Origin of the sequence: Pseudomonas quercus (genome assembly GCF_012033695.1) — a bacterium.
Lineage (GTDB): Bacteria > Pseudomonadota > Gammaproteobacteria > Pseudomonadales > Pseudomonadaceae > Aquipseudomonas > Aquipseudomonas quercus.
Genome location: NZ_JAAVJI010000001.1, coordinates 155671 through 180904 on the forward strand (window position 1 = coordinate 155671; position 25234 = coordinate 180904).

Sequence of the window (25234 nt, forward strand, 5' to 3'; positions counted from 1 at the left end):
AAGCGCTTTGCGTACCGCCCTGAGACTCGTTCGAACAAACACGCTTTGCTACCAAATAGTGCTTGATTGTACGGTTGATCGGCTTTGATCGGCGTAAGGGGCTGGTAACGATTGCCTGCGTGCAGCAATAGTGCCCAGCCTTTGCGTACCGGCAGGGATGTAGCGTCAGCGCTTTTTCAACGGTGGTCGGGAAGATTTATTAATGAACGTTCCAGTTTTTTATTGTGATGCCTGGTTTCGATCCAAGAACACTGCAGTAGGCCCTATCAGTGAAGAGGCTGCGAAGGTTCGTCACGTTGCTGGAAAGCCCTACGTAGCATTGATTGGGTCCAATACTACGCCATCTTGTTTTGTCGAGGTTCTGCTGGATAAGGACATGGTAGGGGTTGTTTACTTGGATGAGAAGGGACGTGAATACCTGACCTATCAATTCCAATGCATGGATTCGGAAAGGCTTTTTCTTACCATGGCGACTTATCGTGAATTCAGTGCTGATGGCAAGGTTTCCGTTGGCACTAGCTATATTTTTAACAAAGAGGGCGGCTTAGTAATCAGGTGTGAGAAATTTAATCCTCATGAAGTTGAAGAGGCTAACGCCAATTTCGATCCAACAGGTAACTACGAGAAAATTCCGGCGTTCGGTGATTATTCCGGCGTAATCAGAAAAGATCGATAGCTTGGGCTTTGTGCGGAGCAACGCTTTACCCAACACTTTCGTACAGAGCCTAGACATTTGGCCCATTGAAATTCAAACCCGGCCATTGCGAGCCGGGTTTTTCGTGCCTTCTTATCAGCGAGCAATCTTTTCAAGGGCCGCATCAGCCAGAAAGGATGAGCGGCTTTTAATCTTATGGGCCGCCACATAGCTGTCGATTTTCTGGATGACATAGCCAGGCAAGGTGACATTGACCTTCTCGGTTTTGCCCAGGTAAGGCGTCACGTCGATTTCGATCATGCCCCAGCCCATGCCAGCGAAGTCTGGATTGTCACGGTGTGCCGATACTGCTGAGGGCATGGGCACCGCCTTACCATCTGTTGCACGTTCTTCGAGCATGATGTGGGCAACCTCAACGGCAGCCGCATAGGCTTCCTCAAAGGTATCGCCTGCGGTAATGGCGCCTGGAATGTCGGGGATCTGAATACCGATGGCGGTATCTTCGTCGCCCCACTCGATGCACATTGGATATCTCATTTGCTGCGTCTCCTGCGAAGGTGCAAAGGGTGTAGCCGGGTTATCTCAACCCAGCTGTTTCCTTGATTCCCTTGACCGTTCCCCTTGGTAGATCCTTCTTTGGGTGGGGCACTGCAACGGTGTTGGGTTTGGTCGGATGCTTGTACATGTGGTGGCTGCCTCTGATTCGGTCTAGAACCCACCCATCTGCCTCAAGCTCCTTTATCAACTCTCTACTTTGCACCCCCGCCTCCTGTCGTTGTCGATAGGGTTATTATAACCCTAGGTGTATAAATATACGATATGAATATACGCCTGGGCGTATAAGATTTGATTGTTGGTACGCAATGCATGTAGCACGTTGCACGCTCCCTAAAGGCATGTATCAACGTTCTAAGACTCAATAATGCTGCGTTGAAAATAGGTGGGGCCGCCTAGGTGGGGCCGCCTAGGTGGGGCCGCTCGAGGCTTGGAATGCTCCCATCCCCCAAGGCATGGCTAGTGGCCGCTTCACCCATCAAGCACAGTGCGAAACACTCTGCACCTTCAACTCGTTTACGTAGTCACCGATCCTGACGCTCCCAATTCCAGGAGCCCCACCGATGATGCGTCCCGGCCCCAAGACCGAAAAAGTCTTCCTCTACCCGTACCCTGTCGACTTTCGAAAATCCACCAACGGCTTGGTCGCGCTTGTCGGACTGGAAATCAAGTTCGCCGTGTTCGACCCGCTGATGTTCGTGTTCATCAACCGCGCTCGTAACCAAGTCAAGGTGTTGTATTGGGAGCGCAACGGCTTTTGACTCTGTCTCAAACGCTTCGAAGCCGAGCGGTTCCACGTCTGCCCGGACCCGCATGATGAGTCCCTCCAACTGACCGTCGATAAACTGAACGGGATGCTCGACGGCTTTGATCTCTGGCGCAACAAACCGCACAGGATCTTCACCCCGCGCTGGGTCGTATGACGCTGGGCCGGTATAATCCGGCCGATGAAACTATCCCTCCAATCACTGCTCGACGACCCGGTGTTGCTCAAGCAATTGCTGGTCGCGATGGGTACGCAACTTGAACGTTTGCAGGAAGACTACGCCTTGCTTCGGCGCAAGCTTTTTGCGCCATCATCCGAGAAAGTCAGTGACGCGGCTTCACTGCAATTCCAATGTGCAAAGTAATTTCAGCCGCTACTGAACCTGCTTCGAGATCGACTACTGGAAAGCCCCGTTATCCATTGCGACGAAACGCGGCTTCAAGTACTTCACGAATCCGGGCGCAACCCCACCGGGCAATCCTGGATGTGGGTGTAGGCCGGTGGGCCGCTCGACACGCCAATTATTCTGTTCGGCTACGACCCTAGCCGCGCGCAGGCGGTGACCTTGCGCCTGCTCGAAGACTACAACGGCTATTTGATGACCGACGACTATGCAGGTTACAACGCCGTGGCGGCGTTACCGGGCATTACTCGGTTAGGCTGCTGGGCGCATGCCCGGCACAAGTTTGCCGAAGCGCAGATAGTACAGCCCGAAGGTCGAGTAGCTTCAAAGCCATGGGCACACTGAACTATATCGAGAAGTACTTGCGGGCTGAGTTTTCAGACAAACTCTAGAGGCTTTTCGTTGACGGCAATTCTGATATATGTCGTCTTCCCGATTATCACGGCCAGTATCCATTGGCTCGACGGCGAGCTAGATAGAGTGGATGCGAATCATTGCTGAGGTATCAAAAAAATGTAGCGAATGGCTTAATAAAAATGACTAAAAAACGAGGCTGAGTTATGTCTAAAAGTTTTAGTGTAGCGTGTAATGTAGTGCTTGCAAAGAGTCAGGTTTGTTTTGAAAATAGATTCCGCCGGTGGTTTATTATTTCTTTATCGAGTAGCGTTAGGACGTTATTTAGGAAGGTGTGCAGATCACCTTCAAAATAATCTTCTGCGAAAGAGGTTTCTTGACCAAATGGAGGATAAACATACGCTAAGCCCTCAGCGGTCATGTGATTTTTGATATAGTGCTTTATTTGTCTCTTCAAAACAAAGGCATGAATTAAGCTTATTATTCCGCCTTTGCCAAAAGATTTTTTCACTATTTCAGGCAAGGTCAATGGGCGGAAGTTTTCCTTTTCTTCGTCTGAAAGGAACTCTCCAACACCTTCGCCAACCTCGTACATAAAGCCATGCAAGTGCATATACTTGCCCATGAGTTCACCTTATAGAGAGGGAAAAGCAGTCACAATATAGTAAGGCATGTGATTGTATTCAGAATACTTAATGGTTATTGTAACCTTTGACATTGTGATTGCCTTAGGCTGTTCTTGTCTGGTAACACCCCATCCAATAGCCTTTTCTAGTTTCGTATCAAAGGTATATTGTTCGTGTCGCAATAAGAATTTAGCTTTTGAATACATAAGTATTTTTTAGTCTGTTTCTTTGGAGTGCCTGGCTTACTGCCCGCTCTGCTATTTGCAGATCGTAAAATGTAGAGGATATACCAACTTTTTTGGACGCGAACCTCGAGGTTAAAAAATTAATGTCTTTGCCCACGTGCTTGCGCATGGCATGCCCGCCGCCTAGCGACTTAGAGGCTTGCAGCGGTTTTTCACTCGTTACGACGGATATCCGGCCTGCTCGTACAGAGGATACTCTGAATGCGTTATAAAGCGAGGCGGTTGAAAGGGGAACCGCGAACTCTGTCGCTAGGCCAATGACTTGACCTGTCGCTTTGGACGCGCCTAGCGCTTCAGCCACAGATTCGCCCGCCTTGAATGAAAAAGAGTCAGTTTCCTTGCCTGTAAAGAGCTGTGTTGCACCAGCCGAAAGCTGATCGGATGCATGTACACCCATCGCTATACATCCTACCTTGGAGATCATTGTTGGGTCAGGTACTGCGCACAGTACACCTGAACCTGCAAGCTCTACGATACCGCCGACAAGGCGTAAGCTACCGAATATACGGTTCGACATTATCTCCGCAGGTGAAAGCGACTCTTGAGTCAAGATTGCAGCCATCTGAGCGAAACTAAGCGCAACGCTAAACTCTCCATCGTCAGCCATATTGCGTTTCCTTACGCGAATGGTGCGAATGGTTTACTGGCGGTTCTGTCCCAGCCTCCGGATACTACACCGGCATTGCTGCCATCAGTGCGGCGTTGCTGGGAATACTCGAATCTGATGCGACCATAATTTAGACTGATAACTTCCGCTGGGAAACCGCCTTGATCAGCGCCATGTCCTCTAACTGTAGAAATTAAAACCTCTTCAAGAACGATGTCCATATACTTGAACTTCTCACCACCAGACCTATGTATACGAATGGTCACTGTTTTGATGTGCGAGCCTCGACAGCATAGCTCGAAAATCTTTGGCGTTGCCCGATCTACATGCTTGCTTATTTGGAAGTCACCTAACGTTACTCCACCGGCAGATGCACCACCGCTAGAACTAGCCGATTGGCTGACCGACTGAATCGCATCGTAATGGTAAAGACAGCAGCTCGACCCAGCCTTTATGGTCAGCATCCAACGACTCGCCTTCTACGCCGTCTATTTGCATAAATGCATCGAATGACATTTTTAGCTCCCTGCTTCGCTTCAGATAGTGAATAAGGTTACCTGATGCATGGCAATGATAACCAGTCCTTTGCATGTCGAGATGCGTAGAGGTCATGTCGAGGGCGACCACCTGCCGATGGATAACAACCGCGCTGAGAACGTCATCCGCCCGTTCGTGATCGTACGCAAGAACTGGATGTTCAGCGATATGCCTCAGGGTGTTACAGCCAGTGCGCAGATCTACAGCCTGATCGAAATAGCCAAGGCGAACGTCCGTGAACTCTATGCTTGGTTGCGGTATATGCTGGAGCGGCTGATGGCAGTGCAAGTTGTTGAGGATTGCGAAGCGCTGCTGCCATGGAGTTGTCCGGCTACTAGCTAATGGGAGGGCGCTGTAGATCGTGGAGCAAAACGCGGTTTATGGAGCACTTACGTTGGAAATAGGTAGAGCCGCCTAGGTAGCGCCACCCAATGCCTGGAAGGCTCCCATTCTCAGGGTACGAGGATGGCCGCTTCACCCCTCAAGCACAATGCGAAGCACTCTGTACCACAGTATCAGGCCTATCCTCCACGGCCTCATACGGCAACCCCACGTAATTCTCCGCAATGGTACGTCGCCCGGCCTCGGAGCCTGTGAAATAGTCCAGTTCCGTGGCGCTGATACGCTCGCTGAACGCGTCGGCGCCTGGAAAGCGGTGCAACATCGTGGTCATCCACCAGGAAAAGCGTTCCGCTTTCCATACGCGGCGCAGGCAGATAGCCGAATACCGCGCCAGCAGGTCGGTACGGCCTTCCTGGTACACCTTTACGAGGATATCAAACAACGTGCTCACATCACTGGCGGCCAGGTTCAGCCCCTTGGCCCCGGTGGGTGGCACGATGTGCGCCGCATCGCCTACCAGGAACAGCCGACCGTATTGCATGGGCTCCACCACAAAGCTGCGCAGGGGCGCGATGCTTTTCTCGATAGAGGGGCCGGTGACCAACTGCTGGGCAAGCGTTGACGGCAGGCGGGCCTTGAGCTCATTCCAGAAGCGCTCGTCACTCCAGTCCTCTACTTTTTCGTCCGCGCTCACCTGCACGTAATAGCGCGTGCGAGTGGGGGAGCGCAGGCTGCATAAGGCAAAGCCGCGAGGGTGAGCGGCGTAGACCAGCTCATTATTGACAGGCGGCGTATCGGCAAGAACGCCCAGCCAGCCGAAGGGGTATTCCCGCTCGAAGGTCTTGAGGGCGTCAACGGGAATGGACTGCCGTGCAACGCCATGAAAGCCGTCGCACCCGGCAATGTAGTCACAGGTCAGGTGATGCATCTGGCCATCCTGCTCATAGGTCACCCAGGGGCGCTCGCCCTTGGGGTCATGGACCTGCACATTGCCGGCCTGGTAAACGGTCATGCCTCCAGCAGCCTCGCGTGCGGCCATCAGGTCGCGGGTGACCTCCGTCTGCCCGTAGATCATCACGGTTTTACCACCGGTGAGGCCCTTGAGGTCGATGTGCACCTGGCGCCCATCGAACGCCAGCTCAAAGCCCTCATGGACCAGGCCTTCGGCGTCCATGCGGTGGTGTACGCCGGCCTTGCGCAGCAGGTCCACCATACCTTGTTCGAGCACGCCGGCACGGATACGACCAAGGACATAGTCGGGGGCTTGGCGCTCAAGGATGACGTTGGGGATGCCGGCGCGCTGGAGCAACTGGCCAAGCAACAGGCCAGAAGGGCCTGCGCCGATGATTGCGACTGAGGTGTGCATGGAGGTGTCCTGTTGTCATTATTATGTAGGCTTGTATTTTTTGTGGGTGCCGTTGCAGCGCACAGGCCAAATCGGCTAAATAATCGGTACTTTTGCGTAATGCGTTCGATAATCGAACTGTCGAGGTCACCTGTGCGCAACCCTTCGCCTGAACCCGTTCCCACCTTCAAGCTATATGGCGCGGGGCTGGACTGGCCTGTCGCTGACCTGTTGCACTGCGAAACCATTTCGGCGCGCAGCCAGCTGTTCCAGTGGGAGATTCGCCCGCACCGTCACGCTGACCTGTATCAACTGCTGTACGTACACCGCGGCCGTGCCGAAATCGAAGTGGAGGGGCATCGTGAAACCGTACGCGAGGCCACCTTGCAGTTCCTACCACCCTTGGCCGTGCATGGCTTTCGTTTCAGCGAAAACGTGGAAGGTTATGTGGTAACGCTAGCAGCGCCGTGGATCGAACAGCTGCGTACCCAGGCCGGCATGGGGCAGGATCTGTTTCAGCAGCCTGTGCGGCTGCCTGCTGGGGCTGAGCGTGGTTACCTCCATAGCCTGTTCAAGGCTTTGCAGCATGAATACCAGGGGCCGCAACCGGGACGCGAGCTGATGCTCCATGCCCTGGCCAATGTGGCACTGGTGTGGCTGGGGCGGCGCATTCAGCAGCATCGGGCCGAAGGCCAACGGCCTGATCGCGGGCGTGACGTGCTGGGGCGTTTCCAGCAACAGGTGGAGGCCCATTTCCGGGAACAGCCCAGTGTGGAAACCCTGGCCCATCGCGTGGGGGTATCGGTGCCTCAGCTCAACAGCCTGTGCCGGCGCCTGGCGCGGCAATCGCCGCTGCAGGTCATCCACCAGCGGTTACTGCTGGAAGCCAAGCGCGACCTGACCTATACCAGCATGACCATCAACCAGATTGCCGACACGCTGGGGTTTGCAGACCCGGCCTACTTTGCCCGGTTCTTCCGGCGGCTCACTGGGCTTTCACCCCGGGTGTTTCGGGATAACCTGGCCCGCAGTAGCACACCCTGAGCCTGCCCGCTCCAGTATCCACTGCACAAAGCATTTCACCTTGGGCACCTGCGCCGCGTGCTCGGAATAGGCGATGAAGTGTGAACCGGCGCTGGGCATGGCCGCGGGTACAGGCGCCACCAACTTGCCGCTGGCCAGTTCTTCCTCCACCAGGTAACGGGGAATCAAGGCCATGCCGCAGCCGGCCACGGCGGCATGAATGCACATGTAGAACGTGTCGAAACGTGGCCCGTGGTAGCTATTGGGGGAGTGCAGCTGTTGGGCCAGAAACCATTCGTGCCAAGCCTCAGGGCGTGACGTGCATTGCAGCAGCACCACGCCGGTCAGGTCCGCCGGTTGCGTCATGGGGTGCTCAGCCAACCATTCGGGCGCGCACACTGGCACCACTTCTTCGTCGAACAGCGCCAGGCAGGTGGCGCCCGGCCAGGTCCCCTGCCCGAAGAAGAACGCGATGTCGGCCCGTGACTGGGACAGGTCGAAAGGCTCCAGGGCGTTGCTGATTTCCAGGTGAATCTGCGGGTACTGCTTGCCGAACCCTTTGAGGGCGGGAATCAGCCAGCGCGCCCCGAACGTAGGTTGGGTAGCGACCCTGAGCACCTCGGTTTCGGCGCCATAGGACAGGATGTACCGGCTGGACATGTCGATCTGGGTCAGGATCTTGTTCACCTCGGCCAGGTACAGGGCACCGGCCGGGGTGAGCTGCAAGCGCCGGCGTACACGCTGGAACAGGGGGTGGCGCAGCAGGTCCTCCAACTGCGCTACCTGTTTGCTGACGGCACTTTGGGTGAGGTGCAGTTCCTGGGCCGCGCGGGTGAAACTCAGGTGCCGGGCTGCCGCTTCAAAGCATTGCAGGGCGGTCATCGAGGGCATCAGGCGGCGTGACATCAGGGCATCCTTTGGGGCAGGTCGGTGCTCAAAGCCTGCGCAATATACGGCACAGGCGTGGGCACTGTCCTCTGCCCAGGGTGTTGCCCACCGGCCGGGCGTAGTAAAATTCACGCCCTCGTACACTGATTTCACGGGCCGGGCTGGCGTTGTAGTGCACAATGCCCACCCGGCCGATGCCCAAGCAGGATATGCACATGTTCAATTCCATCGCTGCCGCCTTTTCACGCAAAGGGGCGCTGCTGGCCCTTGCCGTGGCCAGCGCTGCAGGGTGTTCTTCGCAAAAGCCGGCGATCTACGAACACGAACACTTCAACGATTCGGGTACGTTTTCCCGCAGCTACCCGGTCAGTGATACAGCGTCCTGTGAAGCCGCGCGGCGGGCACTGCTCAGCCAGGGCTACATCATTACCAGCAGCGACCCCAAGCTGGTCAGTGGCCATAAAAGCTTTCAGCAGAATGGCGACACTCACCTGGAAATCTCCTTCAACGTAGTGTGCGCTGCCGACAATGACAGCGGCCGCAGCTCCACCATGTTCGCCAACGCATTGCAGGACCGCTACGCCCTCAAGAAAACCAACAACTCGGCCAGCCTGGGCGTGGGGGTATTGGGTTCGGTCTCCATGCCCATTGGCTCTACGGACGACTCCATGGTGAAGGTGGCCAGCGAGACAGTGTCGGCGACGCAGTTCTACGAGCGTTATTTCGGGCTGGTGGAAAGTTTCCTGCCCAAAGCAGCCCACGGTGGAGCCCATCACGTGGCCCAGCCCAAGGAGGCACCCAAGGCGGTGCTGGGCGTGCCTGAGTCGGCAGCAACGCCTACCCAGGCCCCTGGGGCGCAAGCGCCTGCACCCGCAACGCCTGCCGAGCCGGCCATCACCCCGGAGCCCTTGGCACCTGTCCCTGCTGAAGGGGCCGAACCTCTGGCCCCTCCGCCTGAGCAGGCACCGATCAAGGCGGATACCCCTGCCAGTGTAGAGCCCCCCGCACCCGCTACCGATCAGTAGCTTTCTCGCCGTGCCTGCCGGTGCTCACGCCGGTACGCGCCCGGCGGCTGGCCAGCCCAACGTTTGAAAGCACGCTGGAAGGCCTCCGCAGAGGTAAACCCCAGCAGCCATGTGATTTCACCCAGGCTCAGGTCCGTATCGCGGATATAGGCCAGGGCCAGGTCCCGCCGGGTCTGGTTAAGAATGTCGCGAAACCCGGTACCTTCTTCGGCCAGCTTGCGCCGCAGGGTCCAGGGCGGCATCTTCAACCGAGCCGCCACCTGGTCCAGATCGGGCTCCCGGCGGCCTTCCAGCAAGGGGCCCAGCAGTGCGGCAATACGCTCGCTCAGGGTGCGGGTACGGGTTTGTCGGGCCAGCGCCTCTTCACACAGCCCCAGCAGCAACCGCCAGGTGCCAGGGCAGTGGTCAGGGTTGCGCAGGGCCAGCACCGGCTGGCTCAGGCGCAGGCGATTGTGACCCGCCTCGAACGCCACCGGGGTGAGGCTCAAGCCTTCGTAAGCGGTGGCATAGGCAGGCGCAGGGAATTCGATCTGTACCTGTTCGGCCTGGAGCGGTTGCCGGGCCACAACAGACAGCTGTTGTAGCCACCCGCTGAGCAATGCCTCCACCACGAAACGGTTGAAACCGTTGTAAGGGCTGATGGAGTAGAAGCTGAGCCAGGCGCCTTGGGCGTCTTCGTCGAAGCGGGACTGGCCCCGGTAATTGTTTCCATATAACGGTTCAAACCGGACCAGCGTACGGGCCGCTTCCCGTACGTTGGGGGCCTGGGCGGCCGTCACGCCCGCCAATCCTGACTGCCCCAGGGTTGCCGCACGGCCCATGGCCAGCCCCAGAGCAGGGTTGCCGGTCAGTTGAATCGCGGCGTGGCCCAGGCGCATGTAGCGCGCGATGGAGAGGGTGGCCCCAGGCTGGGCCAGCCGCGCACTGTCCAGGCCGAATTGCTCCAGCAGAGGGGTAGGGTTGACCCCCTGTTCGTGAAGCGCGGTGGCCAGCCCCTGCAACAGGCCCACCGACACCTCGCCCAGGCGCAAGTGACCGGCCTTTACAGCCACAGGTTGATGATCCCTGCGGTGCCGGGGTCTGCTCGCGGCGTGCCCCGCTGGCCCGCCTGCCAGCTATAGCCCTGGCCCACACCTCGGTGGCTCCAGAACCGACCGTGCAGGTATACCACCAAGCCTGCAGGTGCAGCGCCGGTCAGCGCTGGCGCTTCTGGCGGGGCAGGTTCGTCCACATCGCTGGACACAAAGCCCGGTACGGCCAGCATGCGTACGCCCTGGGCTTTCACCTGGGCGTGCACTTGAGCCATGCGGGCATCATCTCCGAGGGCGACCGCCAGAGGCCCGGCAGGGGTTTGAAGTACCTGGAGCGCCGGCCCGGTGCCTGCGGCCAGGAACCGGTGGAACTGAACGCGATGCTGACGTAAAGGCGCGGCCATTGGCAGGCCATCGGGGCCGAAGGTCACGGTCACGTTATATAAAGGCCCTTTGCCCAGGGTCAGGCGGCCCGCCTGCAGGCCAGGCTCGGGGAGCACAATGGAACCGGCGACCAGGGTGACCCCGAATTGCCGTGCCAGCCCACCGAACACACGTTGGTAGTCGTCGGCCATGCGTGCCGCCTTCATGCGTAACTGGGCTTCGCTCAGGCGACGCTCGCCCTGGCCTTCGACCAAGGCACCGAGAAACGCCAGGGGGTTGCTGAGGGTCAACCAGCCACTGGCCTCGCTCAATTGTTCGGCACGGTACACCTCATCCTTTTCGCCGCTAAGCCACAGCCAGGTGCCGATGTGCTCCGGCAACACCACGATGGTCCGTGGCCCCAGCAGGCCTTTGGTACGCGCCTGGCGCAGGTAGGCTTCGAACTTCATTTGCAGGCGGCGGGCGTCCTGGTAGTCCGCAGGGGTCATGCGCGGCTGCAGGCCCAGCAGGTTGCCCGCCGCGCCTGGGCGGCCCTGTTCAAGCAGGGGCTCGATGCGCAGGTCGGACAAGTAATGGGCCACCGGCCGCTGGGTAGTCCACCAGGCGTAGGTTGCCAATGCAAACAGGGTGAAAACGGCGCACAGCAGTACAACGATTTTGCGCATGGGGGGCAGGCACAGGGAATGAGGCCCTAGGGTAGCACCCTGTACAAAAGGATCAACGACTTGTCACTTGCGATCATTGAGTGCCTGCGCTGTGCTCATTACTGTCGCACCCATGGTGCAGGCGACGATTTGAGCGGCCGCACCCCCCTGATGATGGAGCACCCCATGACCACCGCCTACGACCCACACAAGCCGTATCCCCACTTGCTCGCCCCGCTGGACCTTGGCTTTACCACCTTGCGTAACCGCACGCTCATGGGGTCGATGCACACGGGCCTTGAGGAAGTGGCAGGCGGGTTCGAGCGCATGGCGGCCTATTTCGCTGAACGTGCGCAAGGCGGCGTTGGCCTGATGGTTACCGGGGGCATCGCGCCCAATGCCGAGGGCGGCGTATACAAGGGCGCCGCCAAGCTCAGTACGCAGGAGGAGGCCGAGCGCCACCGTGTGGTGACCCAAGCCGTGCACGCCGAAGGGGGCAAGATCTGCCTGCAGATCCTTCACGCCGGCCGTTACGCCTACAGCCCTGACCTGGTAGCGCCCAGCGCCATCCAGGCCCCCATCAACCCGTTCAAGCCCCACGAGCTGGATGAGGCCGGTATCGAGAAACAGATCGCTGACTTCGTCAACTGTGCCCGCCTGGCCCAGCAGGCAGGGTACGACGGCGTGGAAGTCATGGGTTCCGAGGGGTACTTCATCAACCAGTTCCTGGCGGCCTGGACCAACCACCGCACCGACCGCTGGGGCGGCAGCTACGAGAACCGCATGCGCCTGGCGGTGGAGATTGTGCGTCAGGTACGCGAAGCCGTAGGCGAGCGCTTTATCATTATTTTCCGCCTGTCCATGCTTGACCTCATCGAAGGCGGCAGCGACTGGCCGGAAGTGGTGCAATTGGCCAAGGCGGTGGAAACGGCTGGGGCCACGTTGATCAATACGGGGATCGGCTGGCACGAGGCGCGCATCCCCACCATCGCCACCAAGGTGCCACGCGCCGCGTTCGCACGTGTTACCGCCAAGCTGCGAGGGGCCGTAAGGGTGCCCTTGATCACCACCAACCGTATCAACACGCCTGACGTCGCCGAGCAGGTGCTGGCCAGTGGTAGCGCCGACATGGTGTCCATGGCGCGGCCGTTCCTGGCCGACCCGGCCTTCGTGGCCAAGGCCGCGCAGGGCCGGGCGGATGAGATCAATACCTGCATCGCGTGCAACCAGGCGTGCCTGGACCACACCTTCGCGGGCAAGCTCACCAGTTGCCTGGTCAACCCCCGCGCCTGTCATGAAACCGAACTGCTGTACCTGCCCACCCTGGCCGCCAAGCGCATCGCGGTCGTGGGGGCGGGCCCCGCTGGGCTGGCGGCCGCCACTGTCGCAGCCGAGCGAGGGCACCAGGTGACGTTGTTCGATTCGGCCAGCGAGGTGGGCGGGCAATTCAACGTGGCCAAGCGTATTCCAGGCAAGGAAGAATTCAATGAAACCGTGCGTTACTTTGGTCGCAAGCTGGAAACGACCGGCGTGGACGTGCGCCTTGGCCAGCGGGTAGGGGTAGCAGACCTGGCTGGGGGCGGCTTTGACGAGGTGATTCTGGCCACGGGCATCACGCCGCGACTTCCGCCCATTCCCGGTATTGAACACTCGAAGGTGCTGACCTACCTTGACGTGCTGCAAGGCCGCCGCGCAGTGGGCGCTCGGGTGGCTGTCATAGGGGCCGGTGGCATTGGTTTTGATGTGAGTGAGTTTCTGGTGCACCAGGGCATGGCCAGCAGTGTGAACCCCGAGGCGTTCTGGCGCGAGTGGGGTATTGACCCTTCTCTGGAGGCCCGTGGCGGCGTGGCCGGTATTCGCGGCGAAGTCAGCCCCCCGGCGCGGCAGGTGTGGTTGCTGCAACGCAAGGCCAGCAAGGTAGGGGATGGCCTGGGCAAGACCACCGGCTGGATTCACCGGGCAGGGCTCAAAAGCAAGCAGGTGCAGATGCTCAACGGGGTGGAGTACCTGAAGGTAGATGATCTGGGGCTGCATATACGGGTGGGCGAAGGCGACCCACAGGTGCTGGCGGTGGACAACGTGGTGGTCTGTGCTGGGCAGGACCCGTTGCGTGATCTGGCCCAGGGCCTGGAAGCCGCGGGGATACCGGTGCATCTGATTGGCGGCGCAGACGTGGCCGCCGAGCTGGATGCCAAGCGGGCGATCAACCAAGGCTCGCGCCTTGCCGCTGCACTGTGATCACCCCCAGCCTACCCCTGCCGCCATTGCAACCCCTGCGCCTGCCCTGGCTGGTCGCCGCAGGTGTCGAGGTGGCTGTGTTGCGCCTGGACCTGATCGACCCTCTGGTCAGCGGCAACAAGTGGTTCAAGCTGCGCCCCTGGCTGGAACTGGCTCGGCAGCAGGGCGCCCTTGGGCTAATCAGCCTCGGCGGGCCCTGGTCCAACCACCTCCACGCCTTGGCTGCAGCGGGGCAGCGCATGGGGCTGCAAACGGTCGGCCTGCTGCGGGGTGAGCCTCAGGCCACAGCCACCACCGAGGACCTTCAGGCCATGGGCATGACGCTCCATTGGTTGGGTTATGGGGGTTACCGCGCTCGCCATCAGCCGGGGTTCTGGGCACCCTGGCAAGCCCGCTACCCTGGTTGGCTTGCCTTACCCGAAGGCGGTGCGTGTGAACGTGGCGTGCAGGGCTGCACCGACTTGAAAGCGCTTGCCTTGGACCAGTTGGCGACACTGGGGTGGGACACGTTCGACGGCTGGTGGCTGGCGGCGGGTACGGGGACCACAGTGGCAGGCCTGGTGAGAGCAGAAGGCGGGCAGCGCCGTGTGCACGGCGCCTTGGCCGTACCACCGGGGCAAGGTGCTGAACGCACCGTAGAAAGCCTCGTTGGGCAAGGCGGTGTGGAATGGCACGACGCCAGCCGGGGCGGGTTTGCCAAGGTAGACCCCGTGCTGCTCCAGTTCCTTCACGAAACCGAAGCCTATAGCGGTATCCCCCTGGAGCCGGTGTACACCGCCAAGGCCCTGCTGGCGTTGCAGGCCAAGGTGGCGGCTGGTTATTTCAAGGCCGGCACACGGCTGGTGTTTGTGCATACCGGAGGGCTGCAAGGTCGGCGTGGCTTTCTTAGTAAACCGGATACGCTAAAATCCCACATATTGGGACGTTAAATTACATATTGAGATATGCCGTCTTCTGGCGCTATAGTCGTCGCCTCTACTACTCACACCAATAACAAACAGGTGAGGCGATGCAGGCACGTTTGATCGGGCTGGACTGGGGAACATCCACCCTGCGGGCATACCGTATCGGGGATAACGGCGAAGTGCTTGAGGCCCGCGAGTTGCCGTTGGGCATCATGCAGGTGGCCGATCAGCGGTTCGAGCAGGCACTGGATACAGCCTGTGGCGACTGGCGCACCGCCCAGCCAGACGTGCCACTGATCGCTTGCGGCATGGTGGGTAGTGCCCAGGGGTGGCGTGAAGCCCCTTACTGCCCGGCACCGGCCACGCAGCAGGACATCGCTCGCCATCTGGTGACGGTGCCACTGGCCAACGGCAACCGCCTGCAGATCATCCCCGGTGTGCTACAGAACGGTCGCCTGCCCAACGTGATGCGCGGCGAGGAAACCCAAGTGGTCGGTGTGCTGGATACCCTGGCGCCAGTGCAACCCGTGCTGATCGGGCTGCCAGGCACCCACAGCAAGTGGGTAAGGGTGGAAGAGGGGTGTATTCGCCACTTCGACACCTTCATGACCGGTGAGCTGTACGCCGCCGCCTGCGCCCATACGATTTTGGGGCGCACCCAACAGCCGTCTGACCAGTTTCAAGCCGCTGCCTTTGACCGGGGCCTGGACGTTGCCCTTTCCAGCGAGGGCGCGCTCGGCCCCTTGGCCACGGTATTCAGCACGCGAACGCTGGGCCTGACCGGTGCACTGCGCGCCGATGAACAACCCGACTACCTCTCTGGCCTGATGATCGGCCATGAAGTCGCCGCGCTCAGGGCCATTCGTGCACCTTCCAGCATTGTACTGGTAGGCAATGGTGCGCTGTGCCAGCGCTACCAGCGCGCCCTCGAACGGGCTGGCGTGAGCCGCATACAGACCGCCCACCAAGCCACCGAGCGGGGCCTATGGTTATTGGCCCTGGCCGCTGGCCTGGTTCACCCCTGATTCCCAAGGAGCTTTTCATGTTGCTCAACGATGCCATGGCCATCAATGGCCTGATCGCGATCCTGCGCGGGGTCACCCCTCATGAAGTACTGGAGGTTGGCCAGCAGTTGTACGCTGCGGGGTTTCGCATTATCGAAGTGCCGCTCAACTCCCCGGACCCACTGCGCAGCATTCGCACCCTGCGTGATGGCCTGCCCGCCGACTGCCTGATCGGTGCCGGCACGGTGCTCAGCGAACGTGCGGTGCTGGAGGTCCAGGACGCCGGCGGCGAACTGATCGTGATGCCCCACAGTGATCCCAAGGTGCTGCGTGCTGCCAAGGCAGCCGGCCTGCAGTTGGCTCCAGGCGTGGTCACACCAACTGAAGCCTTTGCCGCGCTCGACGAGGGTGCTGACGCCTTGAAACTGTTCCCCGCCGAAGCGCTCACGCCCGCCGTGGTCCGTGCCTTGCTCGCAGTATTGCCCAAGGGCACGCCCCTGGTGCCAGTAGGCGGTATCACCCCTACCAATATGGGGCCCTTCCTGGAGGCGGGCGTTGCCGGTTTCGGCCTGGGCTCGGGTTTGTTCAAGCCCGGGCTTACCGCCGCGCAGGTGCGTGAGCGCGCCGATGCCTATGCCTTGGGCTGGCAGCAGGCCCGTTGAATACCTCTTCCATCGATAAAAGAGACAAGCGATGAAAATTACCCGACTGAGCACCTTCATTGTTCCTCCACGCTGGTGCTTCCTGAAGATCGAAACCGACGAAGGCATCTGCGGCTGGGGCGAACCGGTGGTTGAGGGCCGCGCCCATACAGTGGCCGCAGCCGTGGACGAACTGAGCGACTACCTGATCGGCAAGGACCCACGCAATATCGAAGACCACTGGCAAGTGCTGTATCGGGGCGGTTTCTACCGGGGTGGGGCGATCCACATGAGCGCCCTGGCCGGTATCGACCAGGCGCTGTGGGACATCAAAGGCAAGGCCTTGGGCGTGTCCGTGAGTGACCTGTTGGGTGGCCAGGTACGCGAGCGTATTCGTGTGTATTCGTGGATTGGTGGGGACCGCCCCTCCGAAACCGCCAAGGCGGCGAAAGAGGCCGTGGACCGTGGCTTTACCGCCGTGAAAATGAACGGCACCGAAGAAATGCAATTCGTGGACAGTTTCGACAAGGTGGACCGCTGCCTGGCCAGCGTGGCCGCTGTGCGTGACGCCGTAGGGCCAAACGTAGGCATTGGTGTGGATTTCCATGGCCGGGTGCACAAACCCATGGCCAAGGTGCTGATGAAAGAGCTGGACCCGTTCAAGCTCATGTTCATCGAAGAGCCCGTGCTGAGTGAAAACTATGAAGCGCTCAAGGAACTGGCGCCGCTCACCAGTACCCCCATTGCCCTGGGTGAGCGGCTGTTCTCACGTTGGGACTTCAAGCGGGTGCTCAGCGAGGGCTATGTGGACATCATTCAGCCCGATGCCTCCCATGCCGGTGGCATCACCGAAACCCGCAAGATCGCGGCCATGGCCGAAGCCTATGACGTGGCGCTGGCCCTGCATTGCCCGTTGGGGCCCATCGCGCTGGCCGCTTGCCTGCAGCTGGACGCCGCCTGCTACAACGCCTTCATCCAGGAGCAAAGCCTGGGTATCCATTACAACGAAAGCAATGACCTGCTGGACTACATTCGCCAGCCAGAGGTGTTCGACTACAACGACGGGTTTGTGACCATCCCCAAAGGCCCTGGCCTGGGCATCGAGATCAACGAGGAGTACGTGCGCGAGCGCGCTGCCATTGGCCATCGCTGGCGCAACCCCATCTGGCGCCATGCCGATGGCAGCTTTGCCGAATGGTAACCGGCCAGCTGGCCTTGTAAGGCCAGCGTCACACTCGCCGATTGGGACATAATCACAAGAGACCCAACATGCAAACCCAGACTGCACATTCAGCCACGGCGCACGCCGCCCTGGCCACGCCGAGCCGCAAGCGGTTCTTCATCATGGTGCTGTTGTTCATTACGGTGGTGATCAACTACCTGGACCGTGCCAACCTGTCCATTGCCGCCCCAGCCCTTACGTCGGAGCTAGGGCTGGCGCCTGCGCAGATCGGCCTGGTGTTCTCGGCCTTTGGCTGGACGTACGCTGCCATGCAGATTCCCGGGGGCTGGTTGGTCGACCGGGTGCCCCCGCGTGTTCTGTACACCGCAGCGCTGGTGCTGTGGTCGGTGGCGACGGTGGCTCTGGGGTTTGCGGGCAGCTTTGTGGCGCTGTTCGTGTTGCGCATGGCCGTGGGTGCGCTGGAGGCGCCTGCCTACCCCATCAATAGCCGAGTCGTGACCACGTGGTTCCCTGAGCGCGAGCGTGCCACCGCCATTGGTGTCTACACCTCCGGGCAGTTCGTTGGGTTGGCGTTCCTGACCCCAGTGCTGGCATGGTTTCAGCAAACCTATGGCTGGCACATGGTGTTCGTGATCACGGGGCTGATCGGCGTGCTGTGGGCGGTGATCTGGTACGCGGTTTACCGTGAGCCTCGGGATTTCTCCGGTGCGAACGACGCGGAGATCGCACTCATTCAAGCAGGCGGCGGCCTGGTGGACATCGACCGCAAGCCCAAGGCACAGCGGCTGAACCTGGCAGACCTGAAGGTTATCCTGAGCCAGCGCAAGTTGTGGGGCATCTACATTGGTCAGTTCTGCCTCAACTCCACCTTGTGGTTCTTCCTGACCTGGTTCCCTACTTACCTGGTGAAGTACCGGGGCATGGACTTTATCAAGTCCGGCCTGCTGGGCGCAGTGCCGTTTCTGGCCGCCTTCGTGGGCGTGTTGTGCTCCGGGTTGTTCTCGGACTGGCTGATCCGGCGCGGTACCAGCATCGGCGTCGCACGCAAGGTGCCCATCATCGGCGGGCTCCTGATTTCCACCTGCATCATCGGCGCCAACTGGTTCGACTCCACACCGGTGGTGATCGCCTGCCTGGCCTTGGCATTCTTCGGTAACGGGTTGGCGTCCATCACCTGGTCGCTGGTGTCTACCCTGGCGCCAGCCCGCCTGCTGGGCTTGACAGGCGGCATGTTCAATTTCATCGGCAACCTGGCGGCCATTGTCACACCTATCGTGATAGGGCTGCTGGCCACCGGGGATTCTTTTGCGCCGGCTATTACATATGTGGCGGTCACGGCGCTGGTGGGCGCGCTCAGTTACATCGTGCTGGTGGGCAAGGTCGAGCGCATCGAACTGGTGGAAGGGTGACGGGCAGGGCGCCTGCCGTCGATAATGGCGGCTGCATCTTCACGACGGGGTTCAACCTATGACAGCCATGGAGACACCTGCCCCGGCAGGGACTCAAACCCTCCTGCGGGGGTTGGCGGTGATCCAGGCCGTGGCCGGCGGTGCACGCGACCTTAAAGCCATTGCCGCCACCCTTGGCACCACCCGCAGCACCACACACCGGCTGGCCAGTGCGCTGGTGGATGAACGTTACTTGCGGTTGCTCCCCAATAACGGCTACGGCCTGGGCCCTCGGCTGATCGAGCTGGGGTTTCAGGCCAGGGACGAATTCCCCTTGGCGCAATTGGCCGCACCCGTGCTCGATGCCTTGGGCGCGGCCACGGGTGATACCGTTCACTTGGCGGTGCGGGACGGGGATCAAGTGCTTTACCTACACAAGAACCCAGGGCGCAATGGGCCAGAAATGCGCTCGCGTGTAGGGTTACGCATGCCCTTGACCCGGACCGGTATTGGCAAGGCGCTGCTATTGGACAGCCCGCCTGATGAATGGCGCCGCTTGTTCGAGGCCCAGCCTGCGCCGGCTGCCGTGTGGGGCCCGCGCGAGGAACCGGGCTGGGACGCTTTCGTAGCCCGTATGCAGGCGTATGTGGAAGGCCAGTACGCCTTTGACCTGGAGGACAACGAGCCCTCCATTCGTTGTGTGGCCGCACCGGTGCGTGATGCCAGCCGGCGGATTGTCGCGGCGATCAGCGTAGCCAGTACCGTGCCCTACCTGTCGCTGGAACGTATGGAGGCGCTGGTCCCCTCGGTGCAGGCGGCAGCGTTATCGCTGAGTCGCGAGCTGGGCGGCTGAACCAAGCTGTAACGCAGGCAGTCACAGCTGCAAAATGCCCGAACAGAAGGCCTTTCATGGAACGACGCTGGCTGGTTGTACTGTTGGTATGGGGGTTGGCTACAGGCGCCCGGGCAGAGCCGCCCCTTCGCCTGGAGACGCTGGAGCGCTGCGCGGACCTGCTGGACACCCGGCGCCAGGTGTTTTGCCTGAAGGCTGACGGATTAGGGCCAGGCCCTGTCAAAACATGGCTAGGTGCGGTTGAAAAAGCGAACGAGCGGGAAGGCAACCACCTTCGGCTTACACTCGAAACCGGCAAGGACCCAAGCGGCCCCTTACTCCTTGAGCAGGAGGGGCGTGCCAGTAACAGTGTGTGGCTGAGTATGGCCGGTAACCACGTGCTGGCAGCAAAACCCAATGAGACGGCAGTTAACGCCGAAGGCCTGACCACGTACCTGAACCTGGTGAGCGTGGTGATCGAGGAGCGTTACAACGGCCTTGAGCAGGTTCGGAAATTGGCCCAGCAATACGGCGCTACGCTGGTAGGCGCCATCCCCGCCCTGAACACCTGGCAGTTGCGCCTACCGGTCAATACCCTCACTGAGCGCGATGCATTGATCCTCCGGCTTGGCCATGAGGTAAGCGTGGATGCGGTTGTGATTGAAGAGTCCTCGGCCGAGGAAGCGGAGCGCGAGGTGCCACCCCCTGGCCAGGTTCAGGAAGAGTGGGCAGCCAACCGCTTCGTGGATGCCGTGAACTATTACCGCCGCCGAATCGCCGCGCGAGGGTCGCCCATTGACACGGCCCCTGTACGGATCGGGGTCATTGAACGCAATGTGGATTTTGATTCTGAAGATTTCGCCGAATACGTGGGTCCCTGCCAATCGCCTCGCCTGTGTGTGTACGCAAGGGACGCACGCAGCCCTAAGGCACATGGGTCAAGCGTGACGGGAGTATTGGCGGCCCATTGGCTTAAAGCGGGCAATACCGGTTTCCTGCGCGGCCTGGAGGGCGTTAGCAGGGGGTTCGAGATTATCGTGGAGCGTGATTCCGATGCAGGTATCACGGCCAACGTGGCGGCGTCCGTCAACCTGGTAGAAGACGGTGCCAGGGTGCTTAACTGGAGTTGGGGGTTGCACCGGGTAGGGGCTCAGAAGGTCCAGGGCGGTGATATCGACACCCAGGTGCGCTCTGGTGTGGCCATGGCCGGGTACGAAGAGCTGCTCGAAGAATTTTTCCGTTGGCTGAAGGCCAAGCACCCCAATGTGGTGGTGATCAATTCGGCGGGCAACGGAGCTTCGTATGCGGGGCAGGACGACTACAGGCTGCCGTCATCGTTCGTAACGGACCAGTTGCTGGTGGTAGGGGGGCATGAGCGAAGTGAAGCCAGCGCCGCGCCCCTTGGGAGTGCCGATTATGCGGTACGCCGGGGCTCTTCCAACCTGGACAGCCGAGTGGATATTTCAGCCGCAGCCTGCGCGCCAGGCGTAGACCCGCAGGTGACCACCCACTGTGGGACCTCCTTCGCGACCCCTTTGGTGACCGGCACGGTGGCCGCCATGTTATCCATCAACCCCCAGCTTACGCCCGCGCAACTGCGCTTGCTGTTGCGCCGCAGCGCCATGCCTATCGGCGCCGATGGCGATTTCGAACCGGCCGATGGGGAAGACCTGACGGCACCTATCCTGCCGTCCGAGCGCAACTTTGACCTTAACCACCCAGACGTAGGCCGCTCCGCACGGCTAGATATGCAAAAAGCGCTGGAGCTGACCGTACAGAGCCGGGATCGGCGCCGGTAAGGGCAGCTCGCAGCGGGCGCGCCCTTACATATTGGGGTACATGGGCCCGCCAGCGCCTTCAGGGGCTACCCACACGATGTTCTGGGACGGGTCCTTGATGTCGCACGTTTTGCAATGCACGCAGTTTTGCGCGTTGATCTGGAACCGCTTTTCGCCGCTCTCCTGTGTCACCACCTCATACACGCCGGCGGGGCAATAGCGCTGCGCGGGCTCATCGTACAGCGGCAGGTTCTTGGCAATCGGAATGCTCGGATCCTTGAGCTTCAAGTGGCAGGGCTGTTCCTCTTCATGGTTGGTGCCGGAGAGGAATACCGAGCTGAGCTTGTCGAAACTCAGCAGGCCGTCGGGCTTGGGGTAGTCGATTTTCTTCGAGTCTGCGGCCAGCTTGAGGGTCGCGTAGTCGGGTGTGGTGTCGCGAAGGGTAAACGGAATTTTCCCGCCGAACAGGTTCTGGTCGATGAAGTTGAAAGCGTTGCCTTTGATGGCGCCCCATTTGTGGATGGCGGCACCGAAATTGCGGCTACAGAACAGTTCGTCGTACAACCAGCTGGCCTTGAAGCTTTCCGGGTAGGCCGTTAACAGGTCCCCCCCTTCGCTGCCTGCCAGCAGGCGATCCACCACGGCATCCGCCGCCAGCATGCCGGACTTCATGGCCGTGTGGCTGCCCTTGATCTTGGCGAAGTTCAGGGTGCCAAGGTCGCAGCCAATCAGTGCACCACCGGCAAACACCATTTTGGGCAGGGAGTTGAGGCCACCTTTGACGATAGCTCGGGCGCCATAGGACACCCGTTTGCCGCCTTCCAGGTACTGCTTGACCACCGGATGGTGCTTGTAGCGCTGGAACTCGTCGAAGGGGGACAGGTAAGGGTTGCTGTAGGACAGGTCCACGATCAGGCCGACGACCACCTGATGGTTTTCCAGGTGGTACAGGAACGACCCACCCGGGTTGGCGTCATCCAGAGGCCAGCCTGCGGTGTGTACCACCAGCCCAGGCTCGTGCCGGGCGGGGTCGATGTCCCAGATTTCCTTCAAGCCGATGGCGTAGTGCTGCGGGTCGGCGTCGCTGTCCAGGTTGAAGCGTTTGATCAACTGCTTTCCGATGTGCCCGCGGCAGCCTTCGGCAAATAAAGTGTACTTGCCGCGCAACTCCATGCCCGGGGTATACATGCCGCCCTTGGGCTGGCCTTCGCGGTCCACGCCCATGTCGCCGGTCAGAATGCCGCGCACCACGCCGTGCTCGTCGATCAGCGCTTCCTGGGCAGCGAAGCCTGGGTACACCTCTACGCCCAGGTTCTCGGCTTGCTGGCCCAGCCAGCGGCAGAGGTTGCCCAGGGAGATAATGTAGTTGCCCTCGTTGTGCATGGTCTTGGGTACCAAGGCTCCAGGGATTTTACGAGCACCCTGGGCGTCCTTGAGCACATAGATGTCATCGCGCGTCACGGGCGTGTTCAGCGGGGCGCCCAGGTTTTTCCAATCCGGGAACAGTTCGTTCAGCGCACGGGGTTCGAACACGGCGCCGGAGAGAATGTGGGCGCCAACCTCGGCACCTTTTTCTACCACGCAGACGCTCACTTCCTTACCGGCTTCGGCGGCCTTCTGCTTGATGCGGCAGGCGGCGGACAGGCCAGCGGGGCCGGCCCCGACGATGACCACGTCGAATTCCATGTATTCGCGTTCCACAGGTTCTCTCCTAACACAGGCGGGTACGGTTTTTTCTGACAAGGGCGGTTGGGACCCTTCACCGTTGATTGGGCATTATATCTACACCAGTGTGGTGGTCCAAATCAAACGTTTGTTTGAATCCTGTCAGTGTCAATGAATTCGCTGGGTGCGGCCGCGTGACTGGCGGGTTCCGCGTATTGACCAGCCATTGCGGTGCGGTCAAGATACGAGCGGTTTCATGTCAGCTGTTGCTCACGCCCGCTGGCCTCGCGCCGTGTGGTGGCTTCCGGGCCCAGGGCTTAGGGGCGGGCGATCATGGTCTCGCACGCACAGGCGGCGAGCCCTGTACAAGCGATCGCAAGGCCCGCCCTGCGACATTCTATTCACCGGAGCGTAACGAGGAATCCATGAAGGTTCTTGTAGCTGTCAAACGAGTGGTCGATTACAACGTCAAGGTTCGCGTCAAGGCGGACAACTCCGGGGTGGATCTGGCCAACGTCAAGATGTCCATGAACCCCTTCTGCGAAATCGCCGTGGAAGAAGCGGTACGCCTCAAGGAAAAGGGCGTAGCCACTGAGGTGATCGTGGTCACCGTCGGGCCGGCGACTGCCCAGGAGCAGCTGCGCACCGCGCTGGCCCTGGGTGCCGACCGTGCCGTACTGATCGAAAGCGCCGAAGAGCTTGGCTCACTTGCCATTGCCAAGCTGTTGAAGGCGGTAGTGGACAAGGAGCAGCCGCAACTGGTGATCCTGGGCAAGCAGGCCATCGACAGCGACAACAACCAGACCGGCCAAATGCTGGCCGCGCTAACCGGTTATGCCCAGGGCACGTTCGCTTCGAAGGTGGAACTGGCCGGCGACACGCTCAACGTGACCCGTGAAATCGATGGCGGCCTGCAAACCGTTGCGCTGACCCTGCCGGCCATCGTAACCACTGACCTGCGCCTTAACGAACCGCGTTACGCCTCGCTCCCCAACATCATGAAGGCCAAGAAAAAGCCGCTGGAAAGCTTCACACCCGATGCCTTGGGCGTGTCCACGGCGTCTACCAGCAAAACCATCAAGGTGCAGGCGCCGGCGACCCGCAGCGCTGGTGTCAAGGTGAAGTCCGTTGCTGAACTGGTCGACAAACTGAAAAACGAAGCGAAGGTAATCTGATGCCTATCCTGGTAATCGCTGAACACGAAAACGGCGCACTGGCAGGCGCTACCCTCAATACTGTCGCCGCCGCCGTAAAAATCGGTGGTGAGGTTCATGTGCTGGTTGCAGGGCAGGGCGTCTCGTCCGTTGCGGACGCAGCGGCCAAGGTTGCCGGTGTAAGCAAGGTGCTGCTAGCCGACAACGCCGCCTATGCCCACCAGTTGCCTGAGAACGTGGCCCCGCTGATCGTTTCCCTGGCCTCTGGCTACAGCCACGTGCTTGCACCGGCGACCACCAACGGCAAGAACTTCCTGCCGCGTGTGGCCGCTATGCTGGACGTAGACCAGCTCTCGGAAATCATCAGCGTTGAAAGCCCTGATACTTTCACACGCCCGATCTACGCAGGCAACGCCATTGCGACCGTGCAGTCCAGTGCCGCCGTGAAAGTCATCACCGTGCGCACCACCGGCTTCGACCCGGTCGCTGCCGAGGGTGGTTCAGCCTCCGTGGAAACGGTTGCAGACGTGAAGGATGCCGGGGTTTCGGCGTTCGTAGGTGAAGAGCTGGCCAAATCGGACCGCCCGGAGCTCACGGCCGCCAAGGTCGTGGTTTCCGGTGGCCGTGGCATGCAGAACGGTGACAACTTCAAGCACCTCTATGCCTTGGCCGACAAACTGGGCGCTGCCGTAGGTGCCTCGCGCGCGGCGGTAGACGCAGGGTTCGTACCCAACGACATGCAGGTTGGCCAGACCGGCAAGATCGTTGCCCCCCAGCTGTATATTGCCGTAGGTATTTCCGGTGCGATCCAGCACCTGGCGGGCATGAAGGATTCCAAGGTGATCGTTGCGATCAACAAGGATGAAGAAGCGCCCATCTTCCAGGTGGCAGACTATGGCCTGGTGGGTGACCTGTTCGAGGTTATCCCGGAGCTCGAAAAGCTGGTGTAAACAGCTTCTAATAGCGCGCAACCTCAGGAAACCCAGGCATTGCCTGGGTTTTTTCATAGGCTGAAC

The 25234-nt window shown here is 60.2% G+C and carries 26 protein-coding genes and 3 pseudogenes; 17 read left to right on the plus strand and 12 right to left on the minus strand.

What is annotated here, in order from left to right; translation table 11 throughout:
- Nucleotides 1-202: 202 nt before the first annotated feature.
- The gene (locus tag HBH25_RS00625) at nucleotides 203-676 is read left to right on the plus strand and encodes a lytic transglycosylase (protein ID WP_168080488.1); all 474 of its coding nucleotides are present in this window, start codon (nucleotides 203-205) and stop codon (nucleotides 674-676) included.
- Nucleotides 677-790: 114 nt separating this feature from the next.
- On the opposite strand, the gene HBH25_RS00630 is transcribed toward HBH25_RS00625, so the two are convergent.
- On the minus strand, nucleotides 791-1192 hold the full coding sequence (locus HBH25_RS00630) for a type II toxin-antitoxin system HicB family antitoxin (RefSeq protein WP_168080490.1): 402 nt from the start codon (nucleotides 1190-1192) through the stop codon (nucleotides 791-793).
- Nucleotides 1193-1232: 40 nt separating this feature from the next.
- On the minus strand, nucleotides 1233-1415 hold the full coding sequence (locus HBH25_RS00635; RefSeq protein WP_168080492.1) for a type II toxin-antitoxin system HicA family toxin: 183 nt from the start codon (nucleotides 1413-1415) through the stop codon (nucleotides 1233-1235).
- Nucleotides 1416-1773: 358 nt separating this feature from the next.
- On the opposite strand from HBH25_RS00635, the gene tnpB reads away from it, so the two are divergent.
- From tnpB to HBH25_RS00645, 3 genes and pseudogenes are all read left to right on the plus strand, one after another.
- Nucleotides 1774-1971 carry an IS66 family insertion sequence element accessory protein TnpB gene (gene tnpB / locus HBH25_RS00640; RefSeq protein ID WP_229631768.1) on the plus strand — a complete coding sequence of 66 codons (198 nt, stop codon included), beginning with the start codon at nucleotides 1774-1776 and terminating at the stop codon, nucleotides 1969-1971.
- A gap of 186 nt (nucleotides 1972-2157) precedes the next feature.
- Entirely contained in the window at nucleotides 2158-2340 is a 183-nt protein-coding gene (locus HBH25_RS23005) for a hypothetical protein (RefSeq protein WP_178088792.1), read from the plus strand.
- A pseudogene (locus HBH25_RS00645) lies at nucleotides 2341-2697 on the plus strand (IS66 family transposase); the annotation flags it as partial.
- A gap of 289 nt (nucleotides 2698-2986) precedes the next feature.
- Here the strand turns inward: HBH25_RS00645 and HBH25_RS00650 are convergent.
- From HBH25_RS00650 to HBH25_RS00660, 4 genes and pseudogenes are all read right to left on the minus strand, one after another.
- A complete protein-coding gene (locus HBH25_RS00650; RefSeq protein WP_229631769.1) occupies nucleotides 2987-3358 on the minus strand; it encodes a hypothetical protein in 372 nt (123 codons plus the stop codon).
- Nucleotides 3359-3367: 9 nt separating this feature from the next.
- Nucleotides 3368-3565: an RNase A-like domain-containing protein gene (locus tag HBH25_RS23465; RefSeq protein ID WP_267874349.1), complete on the minus strand. Its 198-nt coding sequence runs from the start codon at nucleotides 3563-3565 to the stop codon at nucleotides 3368-3370.
- Entirely contained in the window at nucleotides 3549-4211 is a 663-nt protein-coding gene (locus HBH25_RS23470; protein ID WP_267874350.1) for an RNase A-like domain-containing protein, read from the minus strand. Before HBH25_RS23470 ends, HBH25_RS23465 begins: the two co-directional genes overlap by 17 nt.
- A gap of 11 nt (nucleotides 4212-4222) precedes the next feature.
- Nucleotides 4223-4727: pseudogene (locus tag HBH25_RS00660) on the minus strand (Hcp family type VI secretion system effector).
- A 93-nt stretch (nucleotides 4728-4820) separates the two neighbouring features.
- Here HBH25_RS00660 and HBH25_RS00665 point away from each other — a divergent pair.
- Nucleotides 4821-5090 (plus strand): annotated as a pseudogene (locus tag HBH25_RS00665) (transposase domain-containing protein); the annotation flags it as partial.
- Nucleotides 5091-5229: 139 nt separating this feature from the next.
- Here the strand turns inward: HBH25_RS00665 and pobA are convergent.
- Nucleotides 5230-6456, minus strand: coding sequence for a 4-hydroxybenzoate 3-monooxygenase (pobA, locus tag HBH25_RS00670; protein ID WP_168080496.1), 1227 nt, complete (start codon nucleotides 6454-6456; stop codon nucleotides 5230-5232).
- Between the two features lie 99 nt (nucleotides 6457-6555).
- Here pobA and HBH25_RS00675 point away from each other — a divergent pair, with 99 nt between their 5' ends.
- The gene (locus HBH25_RS00675; protein WP_168080498.1) at nucleotides 6556-7479 is read left to right on the plus strand and encodes a helix-turn-helix domain-containing protein; all 924 of its coding nucleotides are present in this window, start codon (nucleotides 6556-6558) and stop codon (nucleotides 7477-7479) included.
- Here the strand turns inward: HBH25_RS00675 and gcvA are convergent.
- Together gcvA and HBH25_RS00685 are read right to left on the minus strand one after the other, a co-directional pair.
- The gene (gene gcvA / locus HBH25_RS00680; RefSeq protein ID WP_168080500.1) at nucleotides 7432-8364 is read right to left on the minus strand and encodes a transcriptional regulator GcvA; all 933 of its coding nucleotides are present in this window, start codon (nucleotides 8362-8364) and stop codon (nucleotides 7432-7434) included. The genes HBH25_RS00675 and gcvA overlap by 48 nt on opposite strands.
- Before the next feature lie 28 nt (nucleotides 8365-8392).
- Entirely contained in the window at nucleotides 8393-8563 is a 171-nt protein-coding gene (locus HBH25_RS00685; protein ID WP_168080253.1) for a hypothetical protein, read from the minus strand.
- Here HBH25_RS00685 and HBH25_RS00690 point away from each other — a divergent pair.
- Nucleotides 8562-9371, plus strand: a complete 810-nt coding sequence (locus tag HBH25_RS00690) for a DUF2242 domain-containing protein (RefSeq protein ID WP_229631770.1) — start codon at nucleotides 8562-8564, stop codon at nucleotides 9369-9371. The genes HBH25_RS00685 and HBH25_RS00690 overlap by 2 nt on opposite strands.
- Here HBH25_RS00690 and HBH25_RS00695 read toward each other — a convergent pair.
- Together HBH25_RS00695 and HBH25_RS00700 are read right to left on the minus strand one after the other, a co-directional pair.
- Nucleotides 9365-10423: an AraC family transcriptional regulator gene (locus tag HBH25_RS00695; RefSeq protein ID WP_324616839.1), complete on the minus strand. Its 1059-nt coding sequence runs from the start codon at nucleotides 10421-10423 to the stop codon at nucleotides 9365-9367. The genes HBH25_RS00690 and HBH25_RS00695 overlap by 7 nt on opposite strands.
- Nucleotides 10414-11451 (minus strand): carbon-nitrogen hydrolase family protein, encoded by a 1038-nt coding sequence (locus tag HBH25_RS00700; protein WP_168080504.1) that lies wholly within the window; start codon nucleotides 11449-11451, stop codon nucleotides 10414-10416. The genes HBH25_RS00695 and HBH25_RS00700 overlap by 10 nt, the downstream gene beginning before the upstream one ends.
- A 165-nt stretch (nucleotides 11452-11616) precedes the next feature.
- Here HBH25_RS00700 and HBH25_RS00705 point away from each other — a divergent pair, with 165 nt between their 5' ends.
- The 8 genes from HBH25_RS00705 (at nucleotide 11617) to HBH25_RS00740 (ending at nucleotide 21420) form a co-directional block, all read left to right on the plus strand.
- Nucleotides 11617-13668 carry an NADPH-dependent 2,4-dienoyl-CoA reductase gene (locus HBH25_RS00705; RefSeq protein WP_168081411.1) on the plus strand — a complete coding sequence of 684 codons (2052 nt, stop codon included), beginning with the start codon at nucleotides 11617-11619 and terminating at the stop codon, nucleotides 13666-13668.
- Complete coding sequence (locus HBH25_RS00710) at nucleotides 13665-14597, plus strand: 1-aminocyclopropane-1-carboxylate deaminase/D-cysteine desulfhydrase (protein WP_168080506.1); 933 nt, start codon at nucleotides 13665-13667, stop codon at nucleotides 14595-14597. The genes HBH25_RS00705 and HBH25_RS00710 overlap by 4 nt, the downstream gene beginning before the upstream one ends.
- 80 nt (nucleotides 14598-14677) lie before the next feature.
- A complete protein-coding gene (locus HBH25_RS00715; protein WP_168080508.1) occupies nucleotides 14678-15598 on the plus strand; it encodes a 2-dehydro-3-deoxygalactonokinase in 921 nt (306 codons plus the stop codon).
- Between the two features lie 20 nt (nucleotides 15599-15618).
- Nucleotides 15619-16239 (plus strand): 2-dehydro-3-deoxy-6-phosphogalactonate aldolase, encoded by a 621-nt coding sequence (locus tag HBH25_RS00720; protein WP_168081413.1) that lies wholly within the window; start codon nucleotides 15619-15621, stop codon nucleotides 16237-16239.
- Between the two features lie 31 nt (nucleotides 16240-16270).
- A complete protein-coding gene (gene dgoD / locus HBH25_RS00725; protein WP_168080510.1) occupies nucleotides 16271-17419 on the plus strand; it encodes a galactonate dehydratase in 1149 nt (382 codons plus the stop codon).
- A 68-nt stretch (nucleotides 17420-17487) separates the two neighbouring features.
- On the plus strand, nucleotides 17488-18810 hold the full coding sequence (locus HBH25_RS00730; protein ID WP_168080512.1) for an MFS transporter: 1323 nt from the start codon (nucleotides 17488-17490) through the stop codon (nucleotides 18808-18810).
- A gap of 58 nt (nucleotides 18811-18868) precedes the next feature.
- Nucleotides 18869-19642: an IclR family transcriptional regulator gene (locus HBH25_RS00735; RefSeq protein WP_168080514.1), complete on the plus strand. Its 774-nt coding sequence runs from the start codon at nucleotides 18869-18871 to the stop codon at nucleotides 19640-19642.
- Nucleotides 19643-19698: 56 nt separating this feature from the next.
- Nucleotides 19699-21420: a S8 family peptidase gene (locus HBH25_RS00740; RefSeq protein WP_168080516.1), complete on the plus strand. Its 1722-nt coding sequence runs from the start codon at nucleotides 19699-19701 to the stop codon at nucleotides 21418-21420.
- A 24-nt stretch (nucleotides 21421-21444) separates the two neighbouring features.
- Here the strand turns inward: HBH25_RS00740 and HBH25_RS00745 are convergent, their stop codons facing one another.
- The gene (locus HBH25_RS00745; RefSeq protein WP_168080518.1) at nucleotides 21445-23100 is read right to left on the minus strand and encodes an electron transfer flavoprotein-ubiquinone oxidoreductase; all 1656 of its coding nucleotides are present in this window, start codon (nucleotides 23098-23100) and stop codon (nucleotides 21445-21447) included.
- Between the two features lie 389 nt (nucleotides 23101-23489).
- Between HBH25_RS00745 and HBH25_RS00750 the strand changes: the two genes are divergently transcribed.
- Together HBH25_RS00750 and HBH25_RS00755 are read left to right on the plus strand one after the other, a co-directional pair.
- The gene (locus HBH25_RS00750) at nucleotides 23490-24239 is read left to right on the plus strand and encodes an electron transfer flavoprotein subunit beta/FixA family protein (RefSeq protein WP_168080520.1); all 750 of its coding nucleotides are present in this window, start codon (nucleotides 23490-23492) and stop codon (nucleotides 24237-24239) included.
- Complete coding sequence (locus tag HBH25_RS00755) at nucleotides 24239-25168, plus strand: electron transfer flavoprotein subunit alpha/FixB family protein (RefSeq protein ID WP_168080522.1); 930 nt, start codon at nucleotides 24239-24241, stop codon at nucleotides 25166-25168. Before HBH25_RS00750 ends, HBH25_RS00755 begins: the two co-directional genes overlap by 1 nt.
- Nucleotides 25169-25234 lie beyond the last annotated feature (66 nt).

Coding starts and splice junctions, on each gene's coding strand:
- pobA (WP_168080496.1), bottom strand. CDS start 6,456: ATGCACACCTCAGTCGCAATCATCGGCGCAGGCCCTTCTGGCCTGTTG.
- HBH25_RS00630 (WP_168080490.1), bottom strand. CDS start 1,192: ATGAGATATCCAATGTGCATCGAGTGGGGCGACGAAGATACCGCCATC.
- dgoD (WP_168080510.1), top strand. CDS start 16,271: ATGAAAATTACCCGACTGAGCACCTTCATTGTTCCTCCACGCTGGTGC.
- HBH25_RS00700 (WP_168080504.1), bottom strand. CDS start 11,451: ATGCGCAAAATCGTTGTACTGCTGTGCGCCGTTTTCACCCTGTTTGCA.
- HBH25_RS00755 (WP_168080522.1), top strand. CDS start 24,239: ATGCCTATCCTGGTAATCGCTGAACACGAAAACGGCGCACTGGCAGGC.
- HBH25_RS00685 (WP_168080253.1), bottom strand. CDS start 8,563: ATGTGCATATCCTGCTTGGGCATCGGCCGGGTGGGCATTGTGCACTAC.
- HBH25_RS00690 (WP_229631770.1), top strand. CDS start 8,562: ATGTTCAATTCCATCGCTGCCGCCTTTTCACGCAAAGGGGCGCTGCTG.
- HBH25_RS00705 (WP_168081411.1), top strand. CDS start 11,617: ATGACCACCGCCTACGACCCACACAAGCCGTATCCCCACTTGCTCGCC.
- tnpB (WP_229631768.1), top strand. CDS start 1,774: ATGATGCGTCCCGGCCCCAAGACCGAAAAAGTCTTCCTCTACCCGTAC.
- HBH25_RS00625 (WP_168080488.1), top strand. CDS start 203: ATGAACGTTCCAGTTTTTTATTGTGATGCCTGGTTTCGATCCAAGAAC.
- HBH25_RS23470 (WP_267874350.1), bottom strand. CDS start 4,211: ATGGCTGACGATGGAGAGTTTAGCGTTGCGCTTAGTTTCGCTCAGATG.
- HBH25_RS23005 (WP_178088792.1), top strand. CDS start 2,158: ATGAAACTATCCCTCCAATCACTGCTCGACGACCCGGTGTTGCTCAAG.
- HBH25_RS00650 (WP_229631769.1), bottom strand. CDS start 3,358: ATGGGCAAGTATATGCACTTGCATGGCTTTATGTACGAGGTTGGCGAA.
- HBH25_RS00675 (WP_168080498.1), top strand. CDS start 6,556: ATGCGTTCGATAATCGAACTGTCGAGGTCACCTGTGCGCAACCCTTCG.
- gcvA (WP_168080500.1), bottom strand. CDS start 8,364: ATGTCACGCCGCCTGATGCCCTCGATGACCGCCCTGCAATGCTTTGAA.
- HBH25_RS00740 (WP_168080516.1), top strand. CDS start 19,699: ATGGAACGACGCTGGCTGGTTGTACTGTTGGTATGGGGGTTGGCTACA.
- HBH25_RS00715 (WP_168080508.1), top strand. CDS start 14,678: ATGCAGGCACGTTTGATCGGGCTGGACTGGGGAACATCCACCCTGCGG.
- HBH25_RS00730 (WP_168080512.1), top strand. CDS start 17,488: ATGCAAACCCAGACTGCACATTCAGCCACGGCGCACGCCGCCCTGGCC.
- HBH25_RS00750 (WP_168080520.1), top strand. CDS start 23,490: ATGAAGGTTCTTGTAGCTGTCAAACGAGTGGTCGATTACAACGTCAAG.
- HBH25_RS23465 (WP_267874349.1), bottom strand. CDS start 3,565: ATGTATTCAAAAGCTAAATTCTTATTGCGACACGAACAATATACCTTT.
- HBH25_RS00735 (WP_168080514.1), top strand. CDS start 18,869: ATGACAGCCATGGAGACACCTGCCCCGGCAGGGACTCAAACCCTCCTG.